Annotated in this window: 17 protein-coding genes; 13 read left to right on the top strand and 4 right to left on the bottom strand. The window is 63.3% G+C overall.

Translation table 11 applies throughout. The annotated features are described in order from the left end of the window. Positions 1–104 precede the first annotated feature (104 nt). The 11 genes from ACZ5WW_RS13660 (at position 105) to hpf (ending at position 15,070) form a co-directional block, all read left to right on the top strand. Positions 105–3,494, top strand: coding sequence for a transglutaminase family protein (locus tag ACZ5WW_RS13660; protein WP_377168476.1), 3,390 nt, complete (start codon positions 105–107; stop codon positions 3,492–3,494). Positions 3,495–3,717: 223 nt separating this feature from the next. Next, positions 3,718–6,309, top strand: a complete 2,592-nt coding sequence (locus ACZ5WW_RS13655; protein ID WP_377168474.1) for a circularly permuted type 2 ATP-grasp protein — start codon at positions 3,718–3,720, stop codon at positions 6,307–6,309. After that, on the top strand, positions 6,309–7,187 hold the full coding sequence (locus tag ACZ5WW_RS13650; protein ID WP_377168472.1) for a transglutaminase family protein: 879 nt from the start codon (positions 6,309–6,311) through the stop codon (positions 7,185–7,187). The genes ACZ5WW_RS13655 and ACZ5WW_RS13650 overlap by 1 nt, the downstream gene beginning before the upstream one ends. A 443-nt stretch (positions 7,188–7,630) precedes the next feature. Further along, the gene (locus tag ACZ5WW_RS13645; protein ID WP_377168470.1) at positions 7,631–9,109 is read left to right on the top strand and encodes a circularly permuted type 2 ATP-grasp protein; all 1,479 of its coding nucleotides are present in this window, start codon (positions 7,631–7,633) and stop codon (positions 9,107–9,109) included. 9 nt (positions 9,110–9,118) lie between these two features. Then, positions 9,119–10,177 (top strand): alpha-E domain-containing protein, encoded by a 1,059-nt coding sequence (locus tag ACZ5WW_RS13640; RefSeq protein ID WP_377168468.1) that lies wholly within the window; start codon positions 9,119–9,121, stop codon positions 10,175–10,177. Positions 10,178–10,210: 33 nt separating this feature from the next. Further along, the gene (locus tag ACZ5WW_RS13635) at positions 10,211–11,062 is read left to right on the top strand and encodes a transglutaminase family protein (protein WP_377168466.1); all 852 of its coding nucleotides are present in this window, start codon (positions 10,211–10,213) and stop codon (positions 11,060–11,062) included. Between the two features lie 128 nt (positions 11,063–11,190). Further along, positions 11,191–12,027 carry a 3-deoxy-8-phosphooctulonate synthase gene (gene kdsA, locus ACZ5WW_RS13630; RefSeq protein ID WP_377168464.1) on the top strand — a complete coding sequence of 279 codons (837 nt, stop codon included), beginning with the start codon at positions 11,191–11,193 and terminating at the stop codon, positions 12,025–12,027. Further along, positions 12,002–12,553: a hypothetical protein gene (locus ACZ5WW_RS13625; RefSeq protein WP_377168462.1), complete on the top strand. Its 552-nt coding sequence runs from the start codon at positions 12,002–12,004 to the stop codon at positions 12,551–12,553. The genes kdsA and ACZ5WW_RS13625 overlap by 26 nt, the downstream gene beginning before the upstream one ends. A 1-nt stretch (position 12,554) precedes the next feature. Further along, positions 12,555–13,580 carry an LptA/OstA family protein gene (locus ACZ5WW_RS13620; protein ID WP_377168460.1) on the top strand — a complete coding sequence of 342 codons (1,026 nt, stop codon included), beginning with the start codon at positions 12,555–12,557 and terminating at the stop codon, positions 13,578–13,580. A 104-nt stretch (positions 13,581–13,684) separates the two neighbouring features. Then, positions 13,685–14,434, top strand: a complete 750-nt coding sequence (gene lptB / locus ACZ5WW_RS13615) for an LPS export ABC transporter ATP-binding protein (RefSeq protein WP_377168458.1) — start codon at positions 13,685–13,687, stop codon at positions 14,432–14,434. A gap of 30 nt (positions 14,435–14,464) precedes the next feature. Next, positions 14,465–15,070 carry a ribosome hibernation-promoting factor, HPF/YfiA family gene (gene hpf / locus ACZ5WW_RS13610; RefSeq protein ID WP_377168456.1) on the top strand — a complete coding sequence of 202 codons (606 nt, stop codon included), beginning with the start codon at positions 14,465–14,467 and terminating at the stop codon, positions 15,068–15,070. Between the two features lie 46 nt (positions 15,071–15,116). Here hpf and ACZ5WW_RS13605 read toward each other — a convergent pair whose 3' ends face one another. The 4 genes from ACZ5WW_RS13605 to ACZ5WW_RS13590 form a co-directional block, all read right to left on the bottom strand. Then, positions 15,117–16,925: a lysophospholipid acyltransferase family protein gene (locus tag ACZ5WW_RS13605; protein WP_377168454.1), complete on the bottom strand. Its 1,809-nt coding sequence runs from the start codon at positions 16,923–16,925 to the stop codon at positions 15,117–15,119. 105 nt (positions 16,926–17,030) lie between these two features. Continuing rightward, entirely contained in the window at positions 17,031–17,783 is a 753-nt protein-coding gene (pyrF, locus tag ACZ5WW_RS13600; protein ID WP_377168452.1) for an orotidine-5'-phosphate decarboxylase, read from the bottom strand. Further along, entirely contained in the window at positions 17,780–18,160 is a 381-nt protein-coding gene (locus ACZ5WW_RS13595) for a hypothetical protein (RefSeq protein ID WP_377168450.1), read from the bottom strand. Before ACZ5WW_RS13595 ends, pyrF begins: the two co-directional genes overlap by 4 nt. Then, positions 18,150–18,746 carry a hypothetical protein gene (locus ACZ5WW_RS13590; RefSeq protein ID WP_377168448.1) on the bottom strand — a complete coding sequence of 199 codons (597 nt, stop codon included), beginning with the start codon at positions 18,744–18,746 and terminating at the stop codon, positions 18,150–18,152. The genes ACZ5WW_RS13595 and ACZ5WW_RS13590 overlap by 11 nt, the downstream gene beginning before the upstream one ends. Positions 18,747–18,833: 87 nt before the next feature. On the opposite strand from ACZ5WW_RS13590, the gene purE reads away from it, so the two are divergent. Then, positions 18,834–19,355, top strand: coding sequence for a 5-(carboxyamino)imidazole ribonucleotide mutase (gene purE, locus ACZ5WW_RS13585; RefSeq protein ID WP_377168446.1), 522 nt, complete (start codon positions 18,834–18,836; stop codon positions 19,353–19,355). Further along, complete coding sequence (locus ACZ5WW_RS13580) at positions 19,352–20,494, top strand: 5-(carboxyamino)imidazole ribonucleotide synthase (RefSeq protein ID WP_377168444.1); 1,143 nt, start codon at positions 19,352–19,354, stop codon at positions 20,492–20,494. The genes purE and ACZ5WW_RS13580 overlap by 4 nt, the downstream gene beginning before the upstream one ends. The last annotated feature ends 37 nt before the right edge of the window (positions 20,495–20,531 follow it).

Genomic DNA, 20,531 nt, shown 5'->3' with positions numbered 1-20,531 from the left:
CAAGGTGCTAGCGAAGTTTTCCAGCGCCTCGATCCAAGATTGGCCATGAACTTGCTAATTAAAGACCGTCTGGCGCTCAGTTCCCGCCTGTACGAGCCCCCCGCATGTCCATCCACGTCGCCCTCCACCACCGCACCAGCTACCGCTACGAACGCCCTGTCGAGCTGGGGCCCCAGATCATCCGGCTGCGTCCCGCCCCGCACTCCCGGACGCGGATTTTGAGCTATTCCCTCAAAGTCACCCCCAAAAAGCACTTTCTCAACTGGCAGCAGGACCCTCAGTCCAACTACCTTGCCCGCCTCGTCTTCCCGGAAAAGACCAGCGAATTCACTATCGAGGTGGACGTCGTCGCCGAGATGACGGTCTTCAATCCCTTCGACTTCTTCCTCGAGCCCGAGTGCGAGCACTTCCCCTTCAAATACGACGCCGTCCTCGACCACGAGCTGGCCCCCTTCGTCAAGGCCGCCGAGCCCACGCCCAAGTTTGCCGACTACTTCAAGCGTCTTGAGACCGACCTCCTGGAGATGAAGCCCTGGCCGCCCCGCACCATCGACGTGCTGGTCTTCATCAATCAGCGCCTCTGGAAGGACATCGGCTACACCGTCCGCATGGAGCCCGGCGTCCAGACCGCCGAGGAGACGCTCACCAAGCTCACCGGCTCCTGCCGCGACACCTCCTGGCTCATGGTTCAGGTGCTCCGCCGCCTCGGCTTTGCCGCCCGCTTCGTCAGCGGCTACCTCATCCAGCTCAAGCCGGACGTGAAATCCCTCGATGGCCCCAGCGGCACCGAGGTCGATTTCACCGACCTCCACGCCTGGTGCGAGGTCTATCTCCCCGGCGCCGGCTGGGTCGGCCTTGACCCCACCTCCGGCCTCTTCGCCGGGGAGGGCCACATCCCCCTCGCCGCCACGCCAGACCCCCAGAGCGCCGCCCCCATCTCCGGCTTGGTCGAGCCCGCCGAGACCAAGTTCGAGTTCGAAATGAAGGTGGACCGCATCTTCGAGTCCCCCCGTGTCACCAAGCCCTACACCGACGAGCAGTGGGCCGAGATCGAGGCCCTCGGCCACGCCCTGGACAAAGAGCTCCAGGCCAATGACGTCCGCCTCACCATGGGCGGAGAGCCCACCTTCGTCTCCATCGACGACGCCGAAGGCGCCGAGTGGAACACCACCGCCGTCGGCCCCATGAAGGCCCGCCTCTCGGACGAGCTCATCAAGCGCCTCAAGGCACGCTTCTCCCCTGGTGCCTTCCTCCACTACGGCCAGGGCAAGTGGTATCCAGGCGAGCAGCTCCCACGCTGGTGCTACGCCAGCTACTGGCGCAAGGACGGCGAGCCCCTCTGGGGCCACCCCCACCTCTTTGCAGACATGCAGAAGGACTACGGCGTCACGGAGACCCACTCCGCACGCTTCATCCACGCCCTGGCGGAGCGCCTCGGCTGCGGCGGCAAGTGGATCATGCCCGCCTACGAGGACGCCTTCTACTACCTCTGGCGCGAGCGCCGCCTGCCCACCAACGTGGATCCCCACAAATCCAACCTCAAGGACATCGAGGAGCGCACCCGCCTCGCCAAAGTGTTCGAGCAGGGGCTGGACAAGATCATCGGCCACGTCCTGCCGCTCAGGCCGGCATCCGGCGGCTGGGAAACCGGCCCCTGGTTCCTGCGCGCAGAGCGCTGCTACCTCATCCCCGGAGACTCCGCCATGGGCCTCCGCCTTCCGCTCGACTCCCAGCCCTGGGTCAAGACCACCGACTACCCCTACCATCACGAGCAGGACCCCATGGAGGACCGCGAGCCCCTGCCAGATCGCCAGCAGTTCGTGCGTGGTATTGCCGGTGTCCCCGCCTCCTTCTGGAAGCGGCTCGTCCTTTCCCAGAAAGGCCCCAAGGGTCTCGCAGATCTCACCGAGGAGGAGCGCAAAGCCCTCGAGCAGGAGCAGCTCATCGACCCCGCCTTCCAGCCGCCTTCCGTCGGGCAGTCCGCAGACTGGGTCGTCCGCACCGCCCTCTGCGTGGAGCCGCGCGATGGCAAGCTCCACGTCTTCATGCCCCCCACCAAGACGCTGGAGGAGTACCTCTCCGCCCTCGGTGCCGTGGAGGACGTCGCACTGGCTTTGGACCAGCCCCTCGTTCTGGAAGGCTACCCACCGCCCTACGACCCACGCGTGAACGTCCTCAAGGTCACCCCCGACCCCGGCGTCATCGAGGTCAACGTCCACCCGGCCAAAAACTGGGACGAGATGGTCAACATCACCGAAACCCTCTACGAAGAGGCCCGCCAGACCCGCCTCGGCACCGAGAAGTTCATGGTCGACGGCCGCCACACCGGCACCGGCGGGGGCAATCACATCGTCATGGGGGCCGAATACCCCAAGGACAGCCCTTTCCTTCGGCGTCCGGACCTCCTGCGCAGCCTCGTCACCTACTGGCAGAATCACCCCTCGCTCTCCTACATGTTCAGCGGCCTCTTCATCGGCCCCACCAGCCAGAGCCCCCGCATCGATGAAGCCCGCAATGATTCCCTCTACGAGCTGGAGGTGGCCTTCAAGGCCGCCTCCGACGCCGGCCATGTCCCGCCGTGGCTCGTGGACCGCCTGTACCGCAACCTCCTCATCGACTCCACCGGCAACACCCACCGTGCCGAGTTCTGCATCGACAAGCTCTACTCCCCGGACAGCAGCACCGGCCGCCTCGGCCTGCTGGAGATGCGCGGCTATGAAATGCCGCCCCACGCACGCATGAGCCTCGCCCAGGCCCTCATGCTCCGCACCCTCATCGCCCGCTTCTGGAAGGAGCCCTACGAGGCACCCCTCGTCCGCTGGGGCACCGACATCCATGACCGCTGGATGCTCCCGCACTTTGCCTGGAGCGACATCGAGGACGTCTGCTACGACACCCGTCAGGCGGGTTACGAGCTCAAGCCCGAATGGTTCGCCCCTCACTTCGAGTTCCGTTACCCGCTCAGTGGCGACTGGTCCGCCCGAAATGTGCACATGGAGATCCGCCAGGCACTCGAGCCTTGGCACGTGCTCGGCGAAGATGCCGGCATGGGCGGCGCGGTTCGCTACGTGGACTCCTCCCTCGAGCGCATCCAGATCAAGGCGCAGGGCTTGGTCGAGGGCCGCTACGCCATCACCTGCAATGGCCGCACCGTCCCGCTGCATCCCACCGGCACCAACGGCGAATACGTCGCCGGCGTGCGCTACCGCGCCTGGCAGCCGCCAAACTGCCTGCAGCCCACCGTCGGCGTCCACTCGCCGCTCACCATCGATCTTGTGGACCGGTGGAATCAGCGCTCCCTCGGCGGTTGCACCTACCACGTGGCCCATCCCGGCGGCCTCAGTCACGAGTCCTTCCCGGTCAATGCCTACGAGGCTGAAAGCCGCCGCTACGCCCGCTTCTTCCGCCACGGTCACACGCCAGGAAAGATCAAAGTGGCCCCCGCCACGCCCAATCCGGAGTTCCCCTTCACCCTGGACCTCCGGCACGGTTGAACTGACGCCACCGCGAGCGCGCCAGCGTTTGGGAGTGAGGTCGCGCAGAGGCAAGGCGCAAGCCTTGCATCGCAGCTGCCGCTTTCGCAGGCACCACCGTATCCCCCGGCCTCAGCCCTCACACTCCCGCTCATGGCATAAACATTGCGTCCAGCCTGAAAATAGGATGCGCTGCTGCCAACGGTTCCTACTGTCCGCACCATCCGCCATCTCCGACCACGCATTGATCTTCCAATCCCAAAGTTCCACCTCCGCCGCTTCTCCCGTCACCCCTCGGGCCGCTCCGCCGCAGCTCGACGGCACGGCGGTTGAGGGGCATTACGACGAGCTCCGCGACGCCGCCGGCAAGCTGCGCCCCCACTACGAGCCCGTCATCTCCGATCTTCAGAAGCGGGACGTCGCCGGGGTCAAGCGCCTCGCAGACACCGCCCGCCGTCTGCTGGCGGAGCGCGGCGTCACTTTCAACATCTACGACGCCAAGGGTCTCGACACCCCCTGGCAGATGGACCCCGTCCCCTTTGTCATCTCCGCCCGCGAATGGGAGGGCATCGAAAAAGCGCTCATCCAGCGCGCCACGCTGCTCAATGCCATTTTGACAGACAGCTACGGCCCCCAGCAGCTCATCAAGGACGGCAGCATGCCTGCGGCCATGGTGCTCGCCCAGCCCAGCTACATCCGCGCCTGCCATGGCATCAAGGTGCCCGGCAACAAGCCGCTCCAGGTCTATGGTGCCGACATCGTTCGCGCACTCGATGGCCAGTGGTGGGTCATCTCAGACCGCACCCAGATTCCCACCGGCTCCGGCTACGCTCTGGAAAACCGCCTCATCACCTCCCGCCTGCTGCCCGAGGTCTTCCGTGATGCGCGCGTGCGTCGTCTCGCCGGTTTCTTCCGCCAGATGCAGCAGTCCCTCGCCGCCCTCGCCCCACGTCCCGTGGAGGAGCCCCGCGTCGTGCTGCTCACACCCGGGCCCTACAATGAGACCTACTTCGAGCAGGCCTACCTGGCCCGCTACCTCGGTTACACGCTCGTTGAGGGTGAAGACCTCACCGTCCGCGACGACCGCGTCTATCAGAAGACCCTCAATGGCCTGGAGCCCGTGGACGTCATCCTCCGCCGCGTGGACGACGACTTCTGCGACCCCCTGGAGCTTCGCAATGACTCCATGCTCGGCGTCCCCGGTCTCGTCCGCGCCGTGCGTGCCGGCAATGTGGCCCTGGCCAACTCCCTCGGCTCCGGTCTCGTCGAAGCCCCGGCCATGATGGCCTTCCTCCCCAGCCTCAGTCGCAAGCTCCTCGGTGAAGATCTTCTCATGCCCTCCGTCGCCACCTGGTGGTGCGGCCAGGAGAATCCGAAGGCCGAGGTGGAGAAAAACATCGAACGCCTGGTCATCAAAAACGCCTTCAAGGTCCGCGGCCGCGAGATCAATTTTGGCGAACACCTCACTGCGGCCGAGCGCGCCGCCCTCATCGAGCGCATGCGCTTCGCGCCAGACCGCTGGGCCGCGCAGGAAAAAATCTCCTTCTCCACCGCCCCCGTCTGGGACGACGGCCACCTCGTGCACAAGCCCGTCAGCGTGCGCGTCTATCTCGTCGCCACCCAGGACGGCTACATGGTCATGCCCGGCGGCCTCACGCGCGTGGCCGCCAAAACTGACTCCTCCGTGGTCTCCATGCAGAAGGGCGGCACCACCAAGGACACCTGGGTCCTCAGCGACGGCCCCGTGGACAACGTCACGCTGCTCTCCAACACCAGCACGCCGGTGGAGCTCCGCCGCACCGGGCACAATCTCGGCAGCCGCGTCGCCAATCATCTCTACTGGCTTGGTCGCTACGCCGAGCGCGCTGAGTCCAGCGCCCGCCTGCTGCGCTCCACCCTCCTGCGCTGCTCGCCCGAGAGCGGCATGAGCGAGACCCCGCTCCTTCTTCCTCTGCTCGAAGCGCTCAAAAAACTCACCGTGCTCGATGACGTCACAGACGTCGCCGCCCTCGCCTCCCAGCAGGAGCAGCTTGAGGCCCGTCTGCTGGAGGCCATCTTCGACCCCGATCATCCCTCCAGCGTCCGTTCCTGCGTGGCCCACATCCAGCGCATCGGCGTGCTGCTGCGGGATCGCATCTCCATCGACACCTGGCGCATCATCAGCCAGCTCGGAGACGCCTGGGACACCTATGAAAGCACGCCCAGCGTCACGCCCATGGCAGACGCTCTCAACGTGCTCACCCGCATCATCCTTGAGCTCGCCTCCTTCCATGGCCTCGCCAAGGAAAACATGACGCGCGCCCAGGGCTGGATGTTCCTCGACATCGGCCACCGCCTGGAGCGCACCGTTTACATCTGCGAGCTGCTGCGCGCCGGGCTCCGCAGCGCCGATGCTGAAAACCCCAGCCTCCTGGAGGCCATCCTGGAGGTCGGAGACAGCACCATCACCTACCGCAACCGCTACAGCCTCCTCCCCCAGCTCGCCGCCGTGTATGACCTCCTCATGCTCGACGAGCTCAACCCCCGCGGCCTCCGCTTCCAGTTTGAGCGCATCCGCCAGCAGTTCGAGCACCTCCCTCACGAGCAGAAATCCGCGCTCCTCACCCCGGCCATGCGCATCTTCCTGGAAAACAGCACCCGCCTCCAGCTCTGCGACCCCACCGAGCTCGCACGCGTGGAGCACGGCGCCTGGTCCCAGTCTCAGGTGGACCGTCTGCTCACCCAGCTCATCGACGCCATGCCCCAGCTCAATGATGCGCTGACCGCCTCCTACTTTGCACACTCCACCATCAGCAGCAGCGATGCGTCTCCGGCTGCTGAAACCGCGACCACGTGATGAAATACCGCATCACCCATCGCACCACATACAGCTACAGCTCGCAGGTGGCTGTCTCACACCATGCCGCGCGGCTCTGCCCCCGGGACACCGAGACTCAGCGCTGCCTGGAGTTCAGCCTCAGCTTTGACCCTGAGCCTGATCTCTGCACCGAGCACATCGACTCCTTCGGCAATCAGGTCGCCAGCTTCTCCGTGCAAAAGCTGCACAATCACTTCGAGGTCACCTCCCGCAGCTTCGTCTCCCTCACACCCGTGCTGCAGCCCGACCCTCAGCAGACGCCCCCTTGGGAGGAGGTGGCAGCCCTGTTCCGTGATCCCGTTTCCGCAGACCTGCTCGACCCCTGCCAGTACGTTTACGTCAGCCCCCTCCTGGTGCCCGAGATGCAGCTGCGCGATTTCGCGCTCCCCAGCTTCACCAAAGGCCGCCCTCTTCTCGCCGCCACGGCGGATCTCTTCCGCCGCATCTACAAGGAGTTCGTTTTCGACCCCAAGGCCACCACCATCAGCACGCCGCTCAAGGAGGTGCTGGAAAAGAAGCGCGGCGTCTGCCAGGACTTCGCCCATCTCTCCATCGCCAGCCTTCGCGCCATCGGCCTGCCGGCGCGTTATGTCAGCGGTTATCTCCGTACCCATCCGCCTGCAGGCAAGCCCCGGCTGGTAGGCGTGGACGCCTCGCATGCCTGGGCCTCCTGTTTCGTGCCCGGTTTCGGCTGGGTGGACTTTGATCCCACCAACAGCTGCTTCACCTCCCTCGACCACATCACCGTGGCCATCGGGCGCGACTTCTCAGACGTCAGCCCCGTTCGCGGCATCATCACCGGCGGCGGCAGGCACACCGTCGGCGTCGGCGTCGATGTCGAGCCCGTCGGCGACTGACCCGGCTCGGGCTCCTTGGGAGAAGCAGAGAAATAAGCGGCACATGCCCGGCTGGCTGCCCTCAGCCAGCCGCGCCGTAGCCCAAGGCTTTCTCATACCACGATGCGATGAAAACGGGTCTGAAGGTGGAGGCACCATCCGACGGAGGGGGATCATCTTGATCCCCCCACCTGCAGCGTGTTCGTGGATCTGCGAGGGCGCAGGGTGGATGCGGGAACGTGTGGGATCGGGACGATCCCACTCCTCCGGAGCGCTGGCTGGCCGCATGGAATGCTGGCTTTCACCCCTGAGACCCGTTTTCAGCTGTGCGTGGTATCACCATGGACAGCCTTCTCAACGGAAAGGTCTTTTGCGCTGCGCTAGATGTCCATCTCCCCGGCTTCCCCACGTATTTTTAAAGCGATTGAAACTCTGGCACAGGGGCTGCTAATTAATAAGGTCCCATGTCGTCACTGTTTAACGACTACCAACCAGAGAGCTTCTTCGACGAGGTGTTTTCCAAACCAGGGAAGACGCGCACGCACTACGGAGCCATGCTTGATAGTGTAGGTTCACTCACTCCGTCCGAATATTCTGCACGCCAAAAGGCTGTGGATGCCGCCTTCCTCCGTCAGGGCGTCACATTCACCGTCTATGGCGATGACCAGGGTACCGAACGCATCTTCCCCTTCGACCTCATGCCGCGGATCATCCCGCAGCGTGAATGGGAGACGGTGGAGGCCGGACTGATTCAGCGCATCACCGCCCTGAATCTCTTCCTCAACGATGTCTATCACGGTCAGAAGATCATCAATGACAAGGCCGTGCCCGCAGACCTCGTGCTCTCCGCCTCTCATTACCGGCCCGAGTTCCGTGGCATCAAGGTGCCCCACGGCATCTACATCCACATCTGCGGCACCGACCTCGTCCGCGATGACAAAGGCGACTACTACGTCCTCGAGGACAACGGCCGCTGCCCCTCCGGCGCCTCCTACATGCTGGAGAATCGCAACGCCATGAAGCGCGCCTTCCCCGGCCTGCTTCAGTCGCTCCCCGTACGCCCCGTGGACGCCTACGGCTCCATGCTGCGGGAGACCCTCGCGCACCTCGCTCCCAGCAGCGTGCTCGATCCCGTCATCGTCGTCCTCACGCCCGGCATCTACAACAGCGCCTACTTCGAGCACTGCTACCTCGCCAAGCAGATGGGCGTGCCCATCGTCGAAGGCCGCGATCTCATCATCCGCAATGATCGCGTCTTCATGCGCACGACGAAAGGCCTGGAGCAGGTCCACGTCATCTACCGCCGCATCGACGACGACTTCCTCGACCCCCTCGTCTTCCGCAAGGACTCCCTCCTCGGCGTCCCCGGCATCATCAATGCCTACCGCAAAGGCAACGTCGCCCTCGCCAACTCCATCGGTACCGGCGTCGCCGACGACAAAGCCGTCTATGCGCTCGTGCCGAAGATGATCAAATACTACCTCGATCAGGACCCCATCCTCCCCAACGTGCCCACGCACCTTGGCGTGGACGAAAAGGAGTGCTCCTACATCCTCGACAACCTCGACAAGCTCGTCGTCAAGGCCGTCAACGAATCCGGCGGCTATGGCATGCTCATGGGTCCCCACGCCTCCAAAAAAGAGCGTTCCGAATTCGCCGAGCGCATCAAGAAGAACCCGCGCAACTACATCGCGCAGCCCGTTCTTCAGCTCTCCCGCCACCCCGTCTTTGTGGACGACCACTTCGAGGGCCGCCACATCGACCTGCGCCCCTACGTGCTCTGCGGCGACCGCGTGCGCGTCGTCCCCGGCGGCCTCACCCGCGTCGCGCTCAAAAAAGGCTCTCTCGTCGTGAACTCCTCCCAGGGCGGAGGCAGCAAGGACACCTGGGTCCTCTGGGACGACCCCCTGGACGCACCTGCCGAAACCTCACCCGCCGCCTGATCACACGCCATGCTTAGCCGAGTCGCAGACAGCATTTACTGGATGGCACGCTATGTCGAGCGCGCCGAAAACCTCTCACGCCTCCTCCTTTCCACGCAGGATCTCCTGCTCGATGCCGGAGCCGAGGGCGTGGATGAAGCACAGTTCTGGCAGCCCCTCCTCGCCACCACCGGAGACGAGGACGCCTACTTCGGACTGCACAAAAAAGTCAAAGGCAAGGACGTCACCGACTTCCTCGCCCTCCGTGCGGACAATCCCAACTCCATGCTCAACAGCATCCGCGCCGCGCGTGAAAACGCCCGCACCGTGCGCGACCAGATCTCCGACGAGATCTGGGAGTCTCTCAATTCCCTGCGCCTCTTCGTCGAGTCCGCCGAGGGCAAGGCCATGCACCGCACCCAGAGCGCTGCTTTTTACGAGCGCGTGCTCCGCGGCTCCTACGAGTTCCAGGGCGTCGCAGACTCCACCACCCCGCGCGGCGAAATCTGGTATTTTCTACGCGTCGGCACCTGCCTGGAGCGAGCGGACAAGGTCTCCCGTCTTCTCGACACCTGCTCCGGCCTCTCCCTGGAGATGCCACCTTCTCCCAAGGCCCGCCCCCTGCGCTGGGCCGCCCTCCTGCGCTCCTGCTCCGCCTGGCATGCCTTCCAGACCAAATGCAGCAAGCAGGACCCGGCAAAAATCATCGAATACCTCCTGCTCGACGAGACCTTCCCCCGCTCCATCGCCTACTGCGTGGCGGAGGCGGAGGGTGCCCTCCAGGCTCTCTGCACCGGGGCAGGCCTCCAGGGCATGCCCATCCTTCTGCGCCATGTCGGCCGTCTGCGTGCAGACCTCGCCTACACCACCGTCGAGGAGGTGCTCGCCATCGGCCTTCACGAGTACATCGACAATCTGCAGACACGCCTCAACCAGATCGGAGAGGCCATCTTCCAGACCTTTGTCCTCCATGCCGAGTTCTCCATGCCGGCCGAGGAGCCTGCACCCGAAATCGTCAGCGTCCCGGGGGCCTACCATGCCCATGCCGATGAGGATGCGCAGATCCAACAGCAACAGCAGCAGCAATAGCGGCGTACTTGCGTCTCCCGCCGTTCCACCGCCATGCGATTCCGAGTTTTCCACCGCACGCGCTACGTTTACCGCGCTGCGGTGCGCGACAGCTACAATGAGGTCAGGCTCCGGCCTGTCACCGACGACAAGTCACGTCTCGAATTCTTCCTGCTCAACGTCAAGCCCCCCGCACGCCTCCAGCACTTCCGGGACAACTGGCTCAACTACGTCCACTACTTCGACATCCCCGAGCCGCACACGGACCTGACCATCGAGTCCCAGTCCACCATCAACACCACCAATCCCTACAAGGACGGCAAGCCACTCGGCGTCACCTTCGAGATGCTCAAGGACGAGATGGACGAAATGGTCCTCCCCTTCCTCGGAGACAGCCGCTACATCGCCATCACCCCCGAAGTCTGGCGCCTCGGCATCGACATCCGCAATGACAGCAACGACGTCTTCGAAACCGCCGAGGCGGTGATGAACTACATCTACCGCGAGTGGAAGTACTCCCCCAGCACCACCACCTCGTCCACTCACATGGCCGAGGTGTTGCAGAGCAGGCAGGGCGTCTGCCAGGACTTCGCGCACCTCATGATCGGCATCTGCCGCGCCCTCGGCATCCCCGCCCGCTACATCAGCGGCTACCTCTACAACGGCCCCGACTCCCACCTGCGCGGCACCCAGGCCTCCCATGCCTGGTGTGAGGTCCATCTCCCCGGCAAAGGCTGGTTCGGCCTCGACCCCACCAACGCCACCCTCGCAGACGAGCGCCACATCAAGATCGCCACCGGCCGCGACTACCACGACGCCGCCCCCATCTCCGGCTACTTCGACGGCCCCCCCGGCGCCACCACCGCCCTCCAGGTCGAGCTCGAAGTCCGTCGCCTTGATGGCTGATCCGCTGAATCTTCCGTTGTCTTTCACCCCCTCCCAGCTACAATTCACGTAGCGGGCCGCGCAACGGGGTTGGAAACTTCAAAACCGATTCTGGAGCGAGGCTCCCAGAATCAATTTTTAAAGTTTTTATGGGGTTGTTCTCTCTTCCGGTGGTGAAAATAGGATCGGTGTCCATGGACGGCACGGAGCCGGTGTTCATACTTGGCCCCTGCGTCATCGAGAGCGAAGACTTCATCTGGGACATCGCCGAAAAACTCGGCACCATGGCGCAGCAGCACGGCTGGCGCTGGGTCTTCAAAGCCTCCTACGACAAGGCCAACCGCAGCGCCATCTCCTCCTACCGCGGCCTCGGCTGCGAGGCCGGCTGCAAGCTCCTCGCCCAGATCGGCGCCAAGCTCGGCGTCCCCGTCACCACCGACGTCCACACCGTTGAGGAGGCAAAGCAGGCCGCCGAGCACATCGACCTCCTCCAGATCCCCGCCTTCCTCTGCCGCCAGACCGACCTCATCGTCGCCGCCGGCGAGACTGGCCGCACCGTGAACGTCAAAAAAGGCCAGTTCATGGCCCCTTGGGATGTCAAAAACATCGCCGACAAGCTCGTCGCCTCCGGCTGCCAGAACTTCATGTTCACCGAGCGCGGCACCACCTTCGGCTACAACAACCTCGTCGCCGACATGCGCTCCCTCTACTGGATGCGCGAGCTCGGCTACCGCGCCGTCATGGACGCCACCCACAGCGTCCAGCGCCCCGGTGGCCTCGGCACCGCCACGGGTGGCGATGGCAAGCTCGCCCCCGTACTCGCCCGCGCCGCCGTGGCCACCGGCTGTGATGGCGTCTTCATGGAGACCCACCCGGACCCCGCCAAAGCCTTCTCAGACGGCCCCAATCAAATCCCGCTTTCGCAGATCGCCGAAGTGGTCGAAACCTTGCGCAAGATTCATGGCCTCGTTCGCGACATCTCTTGAGCGGCTCTACCGCCGCAGGATCGCACTCTCCATCACCCTCGGAGTGGTGGCAGGCCTCGCCATGTTTGCCCTCGGCCAGCAGAGTTCCGGCTCAGACTCCGGCATGGCCGCCTTTTTGCAGATGGTCCCCCCCGGAGCCGTCAACAAGGGGGCCGTCATCCCCTCCTTCGACTCCACCGGCCGTCGCACCATGCTCATCACCGCAGACATGCTCCGTCGTGTCGACGACGAGCGTATCTATGCTGAAAACCTCGTGGTCCAGATGTTCAGCGCAGACCCCAAAAACGACGTCCGCATCGACCTGAAGACCGCCTTTTACCAGATGGCCGGCACGGGCGGCATCCTCCGCAGCACCCAGCGCAGCCATGTACGCCATGCCGACTTCGACATTGAGGGGGACAGCCTCATCTACGACACCGCAAAAAATCAGGGACGCATGACAGGAAACATCCACATGGTCATCTTTGACAGCAGCGCTCTCAGCAGCGAGGTACCACGCCCCGCTGAATCCCGCCCCACCAAGTGACATGAAGACGCCATCCATTCTGCTCCTCGCCCTGCTCATCAGCAGCATCGGCGCTTTGGCACAAGGCCCGGGCGGCGGCGCACGCCCTCTGTTCGATTTCCGCAAAAAAAAGATCGACGAAGAAACCAAGGTCAAGGCCATTGATACTGCCAAGGAGGCCGTCAAGCAGGTGCCCGATGAGATGAAGGACAAGGCCAAGGAACTGCTCCTCTCGCCCGACAGCGCTGAAATGCGCCAGAAGGCACTTCAGGCTGCCCAGTCGATGATCCAAGGCCAGGGCACCGCTTCCAGCCCAGCAGCGGCTACGCCCCCCATCGCCACAGAACCCCCCCCTGCTTCTGCGCCAGCCCCAGCCCCAGCCCCAGCCCCCATGGTGGCTGTCGTTGAAACGCCACCACCACCACCACCCTCTGGCCCGCAGCCCAAACCTTTGCAGCCCTTGAACCTGGACGAGGCACCCAAGGCCACCAAAGGCCAGATCGACATCACCGCCCAGAAAAGCGCTTTCTTCGATGCCAACAACAACTACGGCATCTACACCGGGGATGTAAAGGCCCGCCATCCCCAGATGTACATCGAGTGCGAGGAGCTCGAGCTCTTCATGACCAAGCAGCAGGGCTCCGTGCTCGGTGCTCCCAAGCCCCCCAAAAACGGACCCGCCGCCAAGGACTCGGACATTCTCGCTCCCGCAAAAAAAACCGGCAGATCCGCCCCGCCCATCGACAGAGCAGACGCCCGCGGCCCCATGGTCACCATCGAAAAAATCTCTGAAGATGGCGAGCTCCAGATCGGCCACTGCAAGCACCTCATCTACGACGGCAAAACCGAGCAGACCACCCTCCTCGAATGGCCCCAGGTCCAGGCCGGCAATCAGCTGCACAAAGCTACCGAAGCCGGCTGCATCATGGTCATCGACAAGACCGGCAAGCTCACCACCACCGGTGGCCATGAGACGATCATTCTCCAGGGAGACGAGATCGCGCCTCGCAAAAACGGCCAGGCCTCGCCCGCACCCGCACAGCAGTGAACATGGCTTCGCGAAAGAAAAAAATGAAGGACGTCAGCGGCGGGGATTCCCTGCCGTCCCTGGACCTTGCAGAAACACGGTCGCATGCCTCGCACGACCCCGGCATGCCTGCACCCATCATCCCGGACAAAAACACCCTTCTTCACACTGAAGGGCTGAAAAAAGTCTATGACGGCCGCGCCGTCGTCAATGGCGTGGACATCGAGGTCAAAACCGGTGAGATCGTCGGCCTGCTCGGTCCGAACGGCGCCGGCAAGACCACCACCTTCTACATGATCGTCGGCCTCGTGCAGCCCAATGGCGGCAAGGTCATGTTCGACGGCAAGGACACCACCCACCAGCCCATGTACATGCGCTCCAGGCTCGGCATGGGCTACCTCCCCCAGGAGGAGTCCATCTTCCGCCGTCTCACCGTCCGGGAAAACATCATGGGCGTCATGGAGACCCAGCCCTACTCCAAGGCCGAGCGCGAGGAGCAGACCCAGTCCCTCATGGAAAAGTTCGGCATCGACCACGTCGCCGACAACCTCGCCATCACCCTCAGCGGTGGCGAAAAGCGCCGCCTCACCATCGCACGCTCCCTCGTCACCTCGCCCAAGCTCCTCATGCTCGATGAGCCCTTCAGCGGCGTTGACCCCATCGCCGTCAGCGAAATCCAGGAGATCATCCGCATGCTTCGCAGTGCGGGCCTCGCCATTCTCATCACTGACCACAACGTCCGTGAGACCCTCAACATCGTGGACCGCGCCTACCTCATCTTTGAGGGCCGCGTCCGCCGCCACGGCAGCAAAGATTTCCTCGTCCAGGACGACGAGGCCCGCCGCCTCTACCTCGGTGAAGGCTTCACCATGTAAATTTTGTCCAACCCAAAAAGGAGAACCACCATGCAAAAACACAACGTCAACCTCCCCATCATCGTCACCGCACGTCATATGGACGTCACCGATGCGATCCGTGATTACGCCCACAAAAAGATCGAAGGTCTCCACCTTGACTACCCCCGTATCATCGAGGCCAAGGTCGTCCTCGATGTCCAGAATCACCACCGTCACATCGCTGAAATCATCCTCTTCTGCGCCGACCACATCGTCATCGAAGTGAAGTCCGTCACCGAGGACATCTACGCCTCCATCGACGAAAGCGCCTCCAAGATCGCCCGGCGCATGCGCAAGTACAAGACCCGCCTGCTCAAAAACCACCGCCCGCGCAAGGAGGTCTCCATCCGCCACATCGAGGAGCAGGTCTTCCATCAGGAAGTGCTCCACACCGAGGACGAGCACATTGAGCCCGCCTACGTGCACAAGGAAAAATACAAGATCCGCCCCCTCTATGCAGACGAGGCCATCATGGACCTCGAAATCAGCGACCGCCCCTTCGTCCTCTTCCACAACCAGCAGACCCACCGTCTCGCTCTCCTCTTCCGTCGCAAGGATGGCGACTACGGTCTCATCGAGCCCGAAATGGAGGCTTCCAACGGCACCGCCAAGTAAGGCGCGTCTCACACCTCATTCATCACTCAACCGGAGCGGCCTGGATTCAGGCCGCTTCTTTTTTGATCTTCGCCAGGTACGCACGGCAGTTTTCCTCGCCCATGTACTTGGCCAGCAGCTTCTCGTCGATGTCGGTGAAGTCCACCATGATCAGCCCGTCCACCACCGAGGAGAAATCCTTGTCCACATTGAAGCTCAGCAGCGTCGCATTCAGCTTCAGGTAGTGCTTCAGCAGGATCGGGATCCCCTTGCCGTCCGTCTCCAGGCTGGAGATCAGCGCAGAGCAGTCGTCCACGTTCTGCAGATCCGCGCTGATGAACTCCCGCATCATCCTCCGGTTCCTCATGTAGCGGAAAGGGTTCCGCGCCTTCACAAAGCTCGAAAGGTGCGGGTGCATCCGGTTGTCCTGCAGAAACTCCACGATCATTTTCCGCGACAGGCTGCTGTAGTCCTTGCTGATGCTCACCGGGCCAAACAGCTTCTTGTAGTGCGGGTTCCGCGCCACCCAGTGCGCGATGCCCTTCCACAGCAGCGGCAGGGAGGCCAGGTTCCGCTGGTAGGCCTTGATGATGAAGCTCCGCCCCATCTCCACCGCATGCTCCAGATTCGCCAGGAACGGCTTCTCAAACCGGAACAGCGTGCTCGTGTACAGTCCCTTCGAGCCATACTCGCGCAGAATCACGTCCGCACGGCCCAGACGGTACGCGCCCGCCACCTGTTCCTTCTCCTCATCCCACAGGATCAGGTGCTCGTAGTACCGGTCGTATTTGTCCAGGTCGATGTCGTTGCCCGTGCCTTCACCCACCTCGCGGAAGGTCACTTCGCGCAGCCGCCCGATCTCCGGCAGCAGCACCGGGATCTCGTGTGAATGCGCCTGATAGACGGACAGATTGCCCTGCCCCACCAGACGCCCCCCTCGCGCACGGATCCGGTCGATCTCCTCCACCATGTGCTCCTGCTGCGTTTCAGACGGCGGCGTGATGCTCACGTTCTGCCCCTCCACCGTCAGCTTGGCGGTCTGCTCCTTGCCACGCTGGTGCAGCACAAAGGTGTGGATGCGCAGGTACCGCGTCAGGGACTCATCATCCTCAAATTTCTTCAGGCGCGAATACGGGATCGGCTGCCCCACGCGCATCGGCACCGGCGTGTTCGCCCGGTTGCAAAACTCGCGCAGCAGCAGCGTCGTGCGCAGCCGCGGGTGGATCATCCCCGCAGCGTGAAACAGCGCGCTGTTCGAGCCCGGGAAATACACCGGCAGCACCGTCGCCTGCGTCCGCCGCACCAGAGACCCCACATGGTTGCTCCAGGCCGGTTCATCGATGCCGCGTCCAGGTTTGTAGGAGGCCACCTCACCAGCCGGGAAAATGACCAGCGCACCCCCGCCGCGCAGCAGCCGGATCGCCTCCTTCATCGGTGCCAGGTTGCGTTTCGCAGCACCCTCTCCCCCAAACGGGTCCACCGGAATCACGTGATCTGACAGCTCTTTCATCGCCAGCAGCAGCGAGTTCGTCATCACCTTCAGGTCAGGCCGGAACTGCCCCGCCCAGCGCGCCAGCATCACCGGGTCAATCACGCCAAACGGGTGATTCGCCACGATGATCAGCGGCCCCTGCTTCGGAAAGGCAAAATCCGTCGGCAGGTCCACCTCCTCCTGCAGCTGCAGCGCATGCGACACCGAGTCAAACCACGCAAACACATTCGGGTGCTGCGGGTGCATCTTGAAAAGCCGCGCAGACTCCTGGTAGCAAGCCTCAAAGCCACGCAGCCCCAGCGCCGTTTCCAAGGCGGGACCGATCAGTCGGTAGATCCGGCGCTGAAGGGGCGTTTTGAGGTGCTCGTTAAGGTCAAAAACCATGAAGACGGTTGTATATGAGGCGGGTGTGCCTCACCCATCCTCCTGAATACGCTTCAAGCAAGCGCCATCAGCGTATCGTTTTTGTCATTATCACAATTGAAAGGCTCAGCTCAGCGCCCCTTGAATCTGCTTCATCCAGTATTCCGCCCGTGCGGCGAAGCTCAGTTCATCCTTTTGATAAAGAACCCCTCGGGAAACATTCACCAGCAGCGGAGCCTTCCGCCCGCTCCCTTTCAGCGCCGCCAGGTCTCCCCCCTGCGCTCCCAGGCCCGGGATCAGCAGCGGTACATCCGGGATGTGGTCCAGCACATTCGGTGCCGCATTCGTCAGCCCCACCACCAGCCCCGCCTGCGGGTGCCCTGCCGTCATCGCGGCCACCAGCTCGTACACCTGGCGGTCGCCAGTGGGCTGCAGCTCGATGTCCTTCGCCCCGGGGTTTGAGGTCACCCCCAGCAGGTACAGTCCCTTGTCCGCGTATTTCAGGAAAGGCTCCAGCGTGTCCCGGCCCATGTAGGCGTTCAGCGTCACCGCATCCACGTTCATCGCCTCAAAACAGGCCTTCGCATAATAGCCCTGCGTCTCGCCGATGTCTCCACGCTTCACATCCAGCACCACCGGGATCTCCTTCGGGATCTCCTGCAAAATCTCCTCCAGCATCTTCATCCCCCGCCAGCCCAGCGCCTCAAAGTACGCCGAGTTCGGCTTGAACGCCGCCGCATACGGCGCCGTCTGCTCGATCACGTCCAGAATCCACCGCTTCGTGCTCTCCTCCGCATTCTCCGCCCTCACATCCAGCCCCACGCACAGGTTCGATCCAGTTTTGGCAATGCGCTGATTCAGTTTGTCGAGGAAGGTCATGGCATCCTGCTTGCCACAGCCTGTGCCCTCCGGCAAGGCCCTTGGTAAACGATCATCCCGGCCAATGGCGGTGGCCTGACGAGCTCCCGCTTCAGAAGTTTTAACCACAGCACTCCTGCAACCATCAGCAGAGCCCCGAAGAGGATGTAAACTGAGCGCAGGTTCGAATAGCTCATGCCCCCGGTGTAATGGTCCACCACGCTCGCAGACGCCGCACCAGTGGCAAACAGCAGGACACAATAGAACCACGCTTTTCGCGCCCTGGCTGGTGAGTGATCTTCATCCGTCTGCGGCACGGAAAAGCCACCTATGAAGGCAAAACCTCCCAGTAAAGCCGCCAGCAGCACCAGCCGTCTCCATTCAAAGTTAAATTCCATCGGATGTTCTGGCTTTGAAACGAACCTTGCCCTTGTGCTGGCTGAAGTCGATCTTCTTCATGCGGTTCAGCAGAAAAACCTCCCGCTCCTGCCCCGGGTAATCCGCCAGTCCCTGCCACTTGCCCGCCGCATGTAGCACCGCCAGCAGATGGGCGAGCTTCGGCTCCAGTCCGGCATCATCTGGGATGCGGCTCCGCAGGCGATGAATGCTCTTCAGCAGCAAAAGCGGTCCGCCCAGAAACAACTGGCTCAAAACATAGGCAGGCCCGGTGACCTGGCCTGCATAGTGATCCACAATATGCGCGCCCGCCGTATCTGCAGCACTCCCCAGATCATGGTAAAAGACAGACTCGGAGTAGCTTTGGAATCCCTCGTCTTTTTTCCAGGTCCGCCACCCGCTGAAGGAGATGCCTCCCAGCGCCGCAAAGGCAAGCCAGGGAGCGGACCCGGTCGAAAAACCGAATGCATGCAGGGCCATCGCCGCGCCATATCTGAAAAACAGCCAGGCAAGCACATAGCAGACCAGAGCGCCCGCGATACCTAGCACCCCCCACACCACCTGCCTGCGGTTGAATTCTGCAATCATGGGCGGCATTTATGGACGGGCCGCAAATCTCAGCCAGAAAAAATTTGTGCCCGGCCCCCCGCCCCGCCATTTTGACCACCTTTCCCGATGAGCATCAAAGCCTCCGACCAGCCCCTCGTGGGCATCATCATGGGGTCCAGTTCCGACTGGCCCACCCTCAAAAACGCCGCCGAGGTGCTGCAGGAATTTGGCGTGCCCTTTGAAAAGAAAGTCGTCAGCGCCCACCGCACCCCCCAGCTCCTCTACGACTACGCCACCACCGCCTCCGAGCGCGGGCTCAAGTGCATCATCGCCGGCGCCGGCGGCGCCGCCCATCTCCCCGGCATGACCGCCAGCATGACCCTCATCCCCGTCCTCGGCGTCCCCGTCCAGAGCCGTGCCCTCAGCGGGGTGGACAGCCTCTACTCCATCGTCCAGATGCCCGGCGGCATTCCCGTCGCCACCTTCGCCATCGGCAGCGCCGGCGCCATCAATGCCGGCCTCTTTGCCGTCTCCATGCTCGCAGCAGACAGCCCCGGCCTCACCGCCAAGCTGGAGGCCTTCCGCAAGCGCCAGACCAAGAAGGTGCTCGAAAGCCAGAAGGAACTCGAAGTCGAACCCCAGGCATGAAGTTCCCGCCCCCCTCGACCATCGGCGTCCTCGGCGGCGGCCAGCTCGGCCGCATGCTCGCCCTGGAGGCCCGCCGCGCCGGACACCGCGTCGCCATCTTTACCGACGAGCCCCACGGCTGCCCCGCAGGGCAGTATGCCGACGTCGAGATCAACGCCCCCTACTCCGACACCGACGCCCTGAATAACTTCCTGCAGCAGGTCGATGTCGTCACCGCCGAGTTCGAAAACATCCCCGCCTCCTGCCTCGCCGCTGTTGAGGCCGTGAAGCCTCTCCGCCCCGGTGCCAAGGCCCTCATCACCACCCAGCACCGCGAGCGCGAAAAAAACTTTCTTCGCGATCAGGGCATCGCCTGCGCCCCCTTCCGCGTCATCGACGACCTCGCTGGACTTGAGGCCGCCGTCGCCGAGCTCGGCCGCCCCTGCGTCATCAAGACCGCCGCCTTCGGCTACGACGGCAAAGGCCAGTGCAAAGTCACCGCCGAAACCGACCTCGCCCAGGCCTGGAGCGGCTTCACCGGCCAGCGCGCCGTCGTCGAGCAGTGGGTCTCCTTCGTCTGCGAAGTCTCCGTCGTCGGTGCCCGCAGCATCTCAGGCCAGATGGCCACTCACGGCTGCGTCGAGAACCAGCACACCCACCACATCCTCGACGTCACCATCTCTCCCGCCCGCGTCGATCCCAAAATTACTGAGCAGGCTCTCGATCTCTGGAAAGCCGTCGCCGAAGGCCTCGACTACGTCGGCACCATGGCCGTCGAAATGTTCGTCACCACCGACGGCAAAGTCATCGTTAACGAGATCGCCCCACGGCCGCACAACAGCGGCCACTACACCATTGATGCCTGCCGCACCAATCAGTTCCAGCAGCAGCAGCGCGCCGTCTGCGGCCTCCCGCTGGGAGACGCCTCCCAGCACACACCGGCGGTGATGGTCAATCTCCTCGGCGACGTCTGGCCTGCCCCCCTCGTCCACCCCGACTGGTCCCCCGTCCTCAATCACCTCCTCGCCAAGCTCCACCTCTACGGCAAACGCGAAGCCCGCCCCCGCCGCAAAATGGGCCACTTCACCGTATTAGGAGATACCATCGCAAAAGCACTCGAAGACGCGTTGGCGATTCGCAAAGCTCTCGGCATCGGCTAGAACGCGACAGCATTTTGGAGTGCGGTTGCGCAGCGAG

It is taken from the genome of Prosthecobacter fluviatilis (genome assembly GCF_055388355.1).
Note: the sequence above shows the minus strand (reverse complement) of the source record. Positions and strands in the feature narration are given on the sequence as shown.

Bases quoted from the DNA above. Each gene is read 5' to 3' on its own strand.
- ACZ5WW_RS13660 (WP_377168476.1), top strand. From the start codon at position 105: ATGTCCATCCACGTCGCCCTCCACCACCGCACCAGCTACCGCTACGAA.
- ACZ5WW_RS13650 (WP_377168472.1), top strand. From the start codon at position 6,309: ATGAAATACCGCATCACCCATCGCACCACATACAGCTACAGCTCGCAG.
- ACZ5WW_RS13645 (WP_377168470.1), top strand. From the start codon at position 7,631: ATGTCGTCACTGTTTAACGACTACCAACCAGAGAGCTTCTTCGACGAG.
- ACZ5WW_RS13640 (WP_377168468.1), top strand. From the start codon at position 9,119: ATGCTTAGCCGAGTCGCAGACAGCATTTACTGGATGGCACGCTATGTC.
- ACZ5WW_RS13635 (WP_377168466.1), top strand. From the start codon at position 10,211: ATGCGATTCCGAGTTTTCCACCGCACGCGCTACGTTTACCGCGCTGCG.
- kdsA (WP_377168464.1), top strand. From the start codon at position 11,191: ATGGGGTTGTTCTCTCTTCCGGTGGTGAAAATAGGATCGGTGTCCATG.
- ACZ5WW_RS13625 (WP_377168462.1), top strand. From the start codon at position 12,002: ATGGCCTCGTTCGCGACATCTCTTGAGCGGCTCTACCGCCGCAGGATC.
- ACZ5WW_RS13620 (WP_377168460.1), top strand. From the start codon at position 12,555: ATGAAGACGCCATCCATTCTGCTCCTCGCCCTGCTCATCAGCAGCATC.
- lptB (WP_377168458.1), top strand. From the start codon at position 13,685: ATGCCTGCACCCATCATCCCGGACAAAAACACCCTTCTTCACACTGAA.
- hpf (WP_377168456.1), top strand. From the start codon at position 14,465: ATGCAAAAACACAACGTCAACCTCCCCATCATCGTCACCGCACGTCAT.
- ACZ5WW_RS13605 (WP_377168454.1), bottom strand. From the start codon at position 16,925: ATGGTTTTTGACCTTAACGAGCACCTCAAAACGCCCCTTCAGCGCCGG.
- pyrF (WP_377168452.1), bottom strand. From the start codon at position 17,783: ATGACCTTCCTCGACAAACTGAATCAGCGCATTGCCAAAACTGGATCG.
- ACZ5WW_RS13595 (WP_377168450.1), bottom strand. From the start codon at position 18,160: ATGGAATTTAACTTTGAATGGAGACGGCTGGTGCTGCTGGCGGCTTTA.
- ACZ5WW_RS13590 (WP_377168448.1), bottom strand. From the start codon at position 18,746: ATGATTGCAGAATTCAACCGCAGGCAGGTGGTGTGGGGGGTGCTAGGT.
- purE (WP_377168446.1), top strand. From the start codon at position 18,834: ATGAGCATCAAAGCCTCCGACCAGCCCCTCGTGGGCATCATCATGGGG.
- ACZ5WW_RS13580 (WP_377168444.1), top strand. From the start codon at position 19,352: ATGAAGTTCCCGCCCCCCTCGACCATCGGCGTCCTCGGCGGCGGCCAG.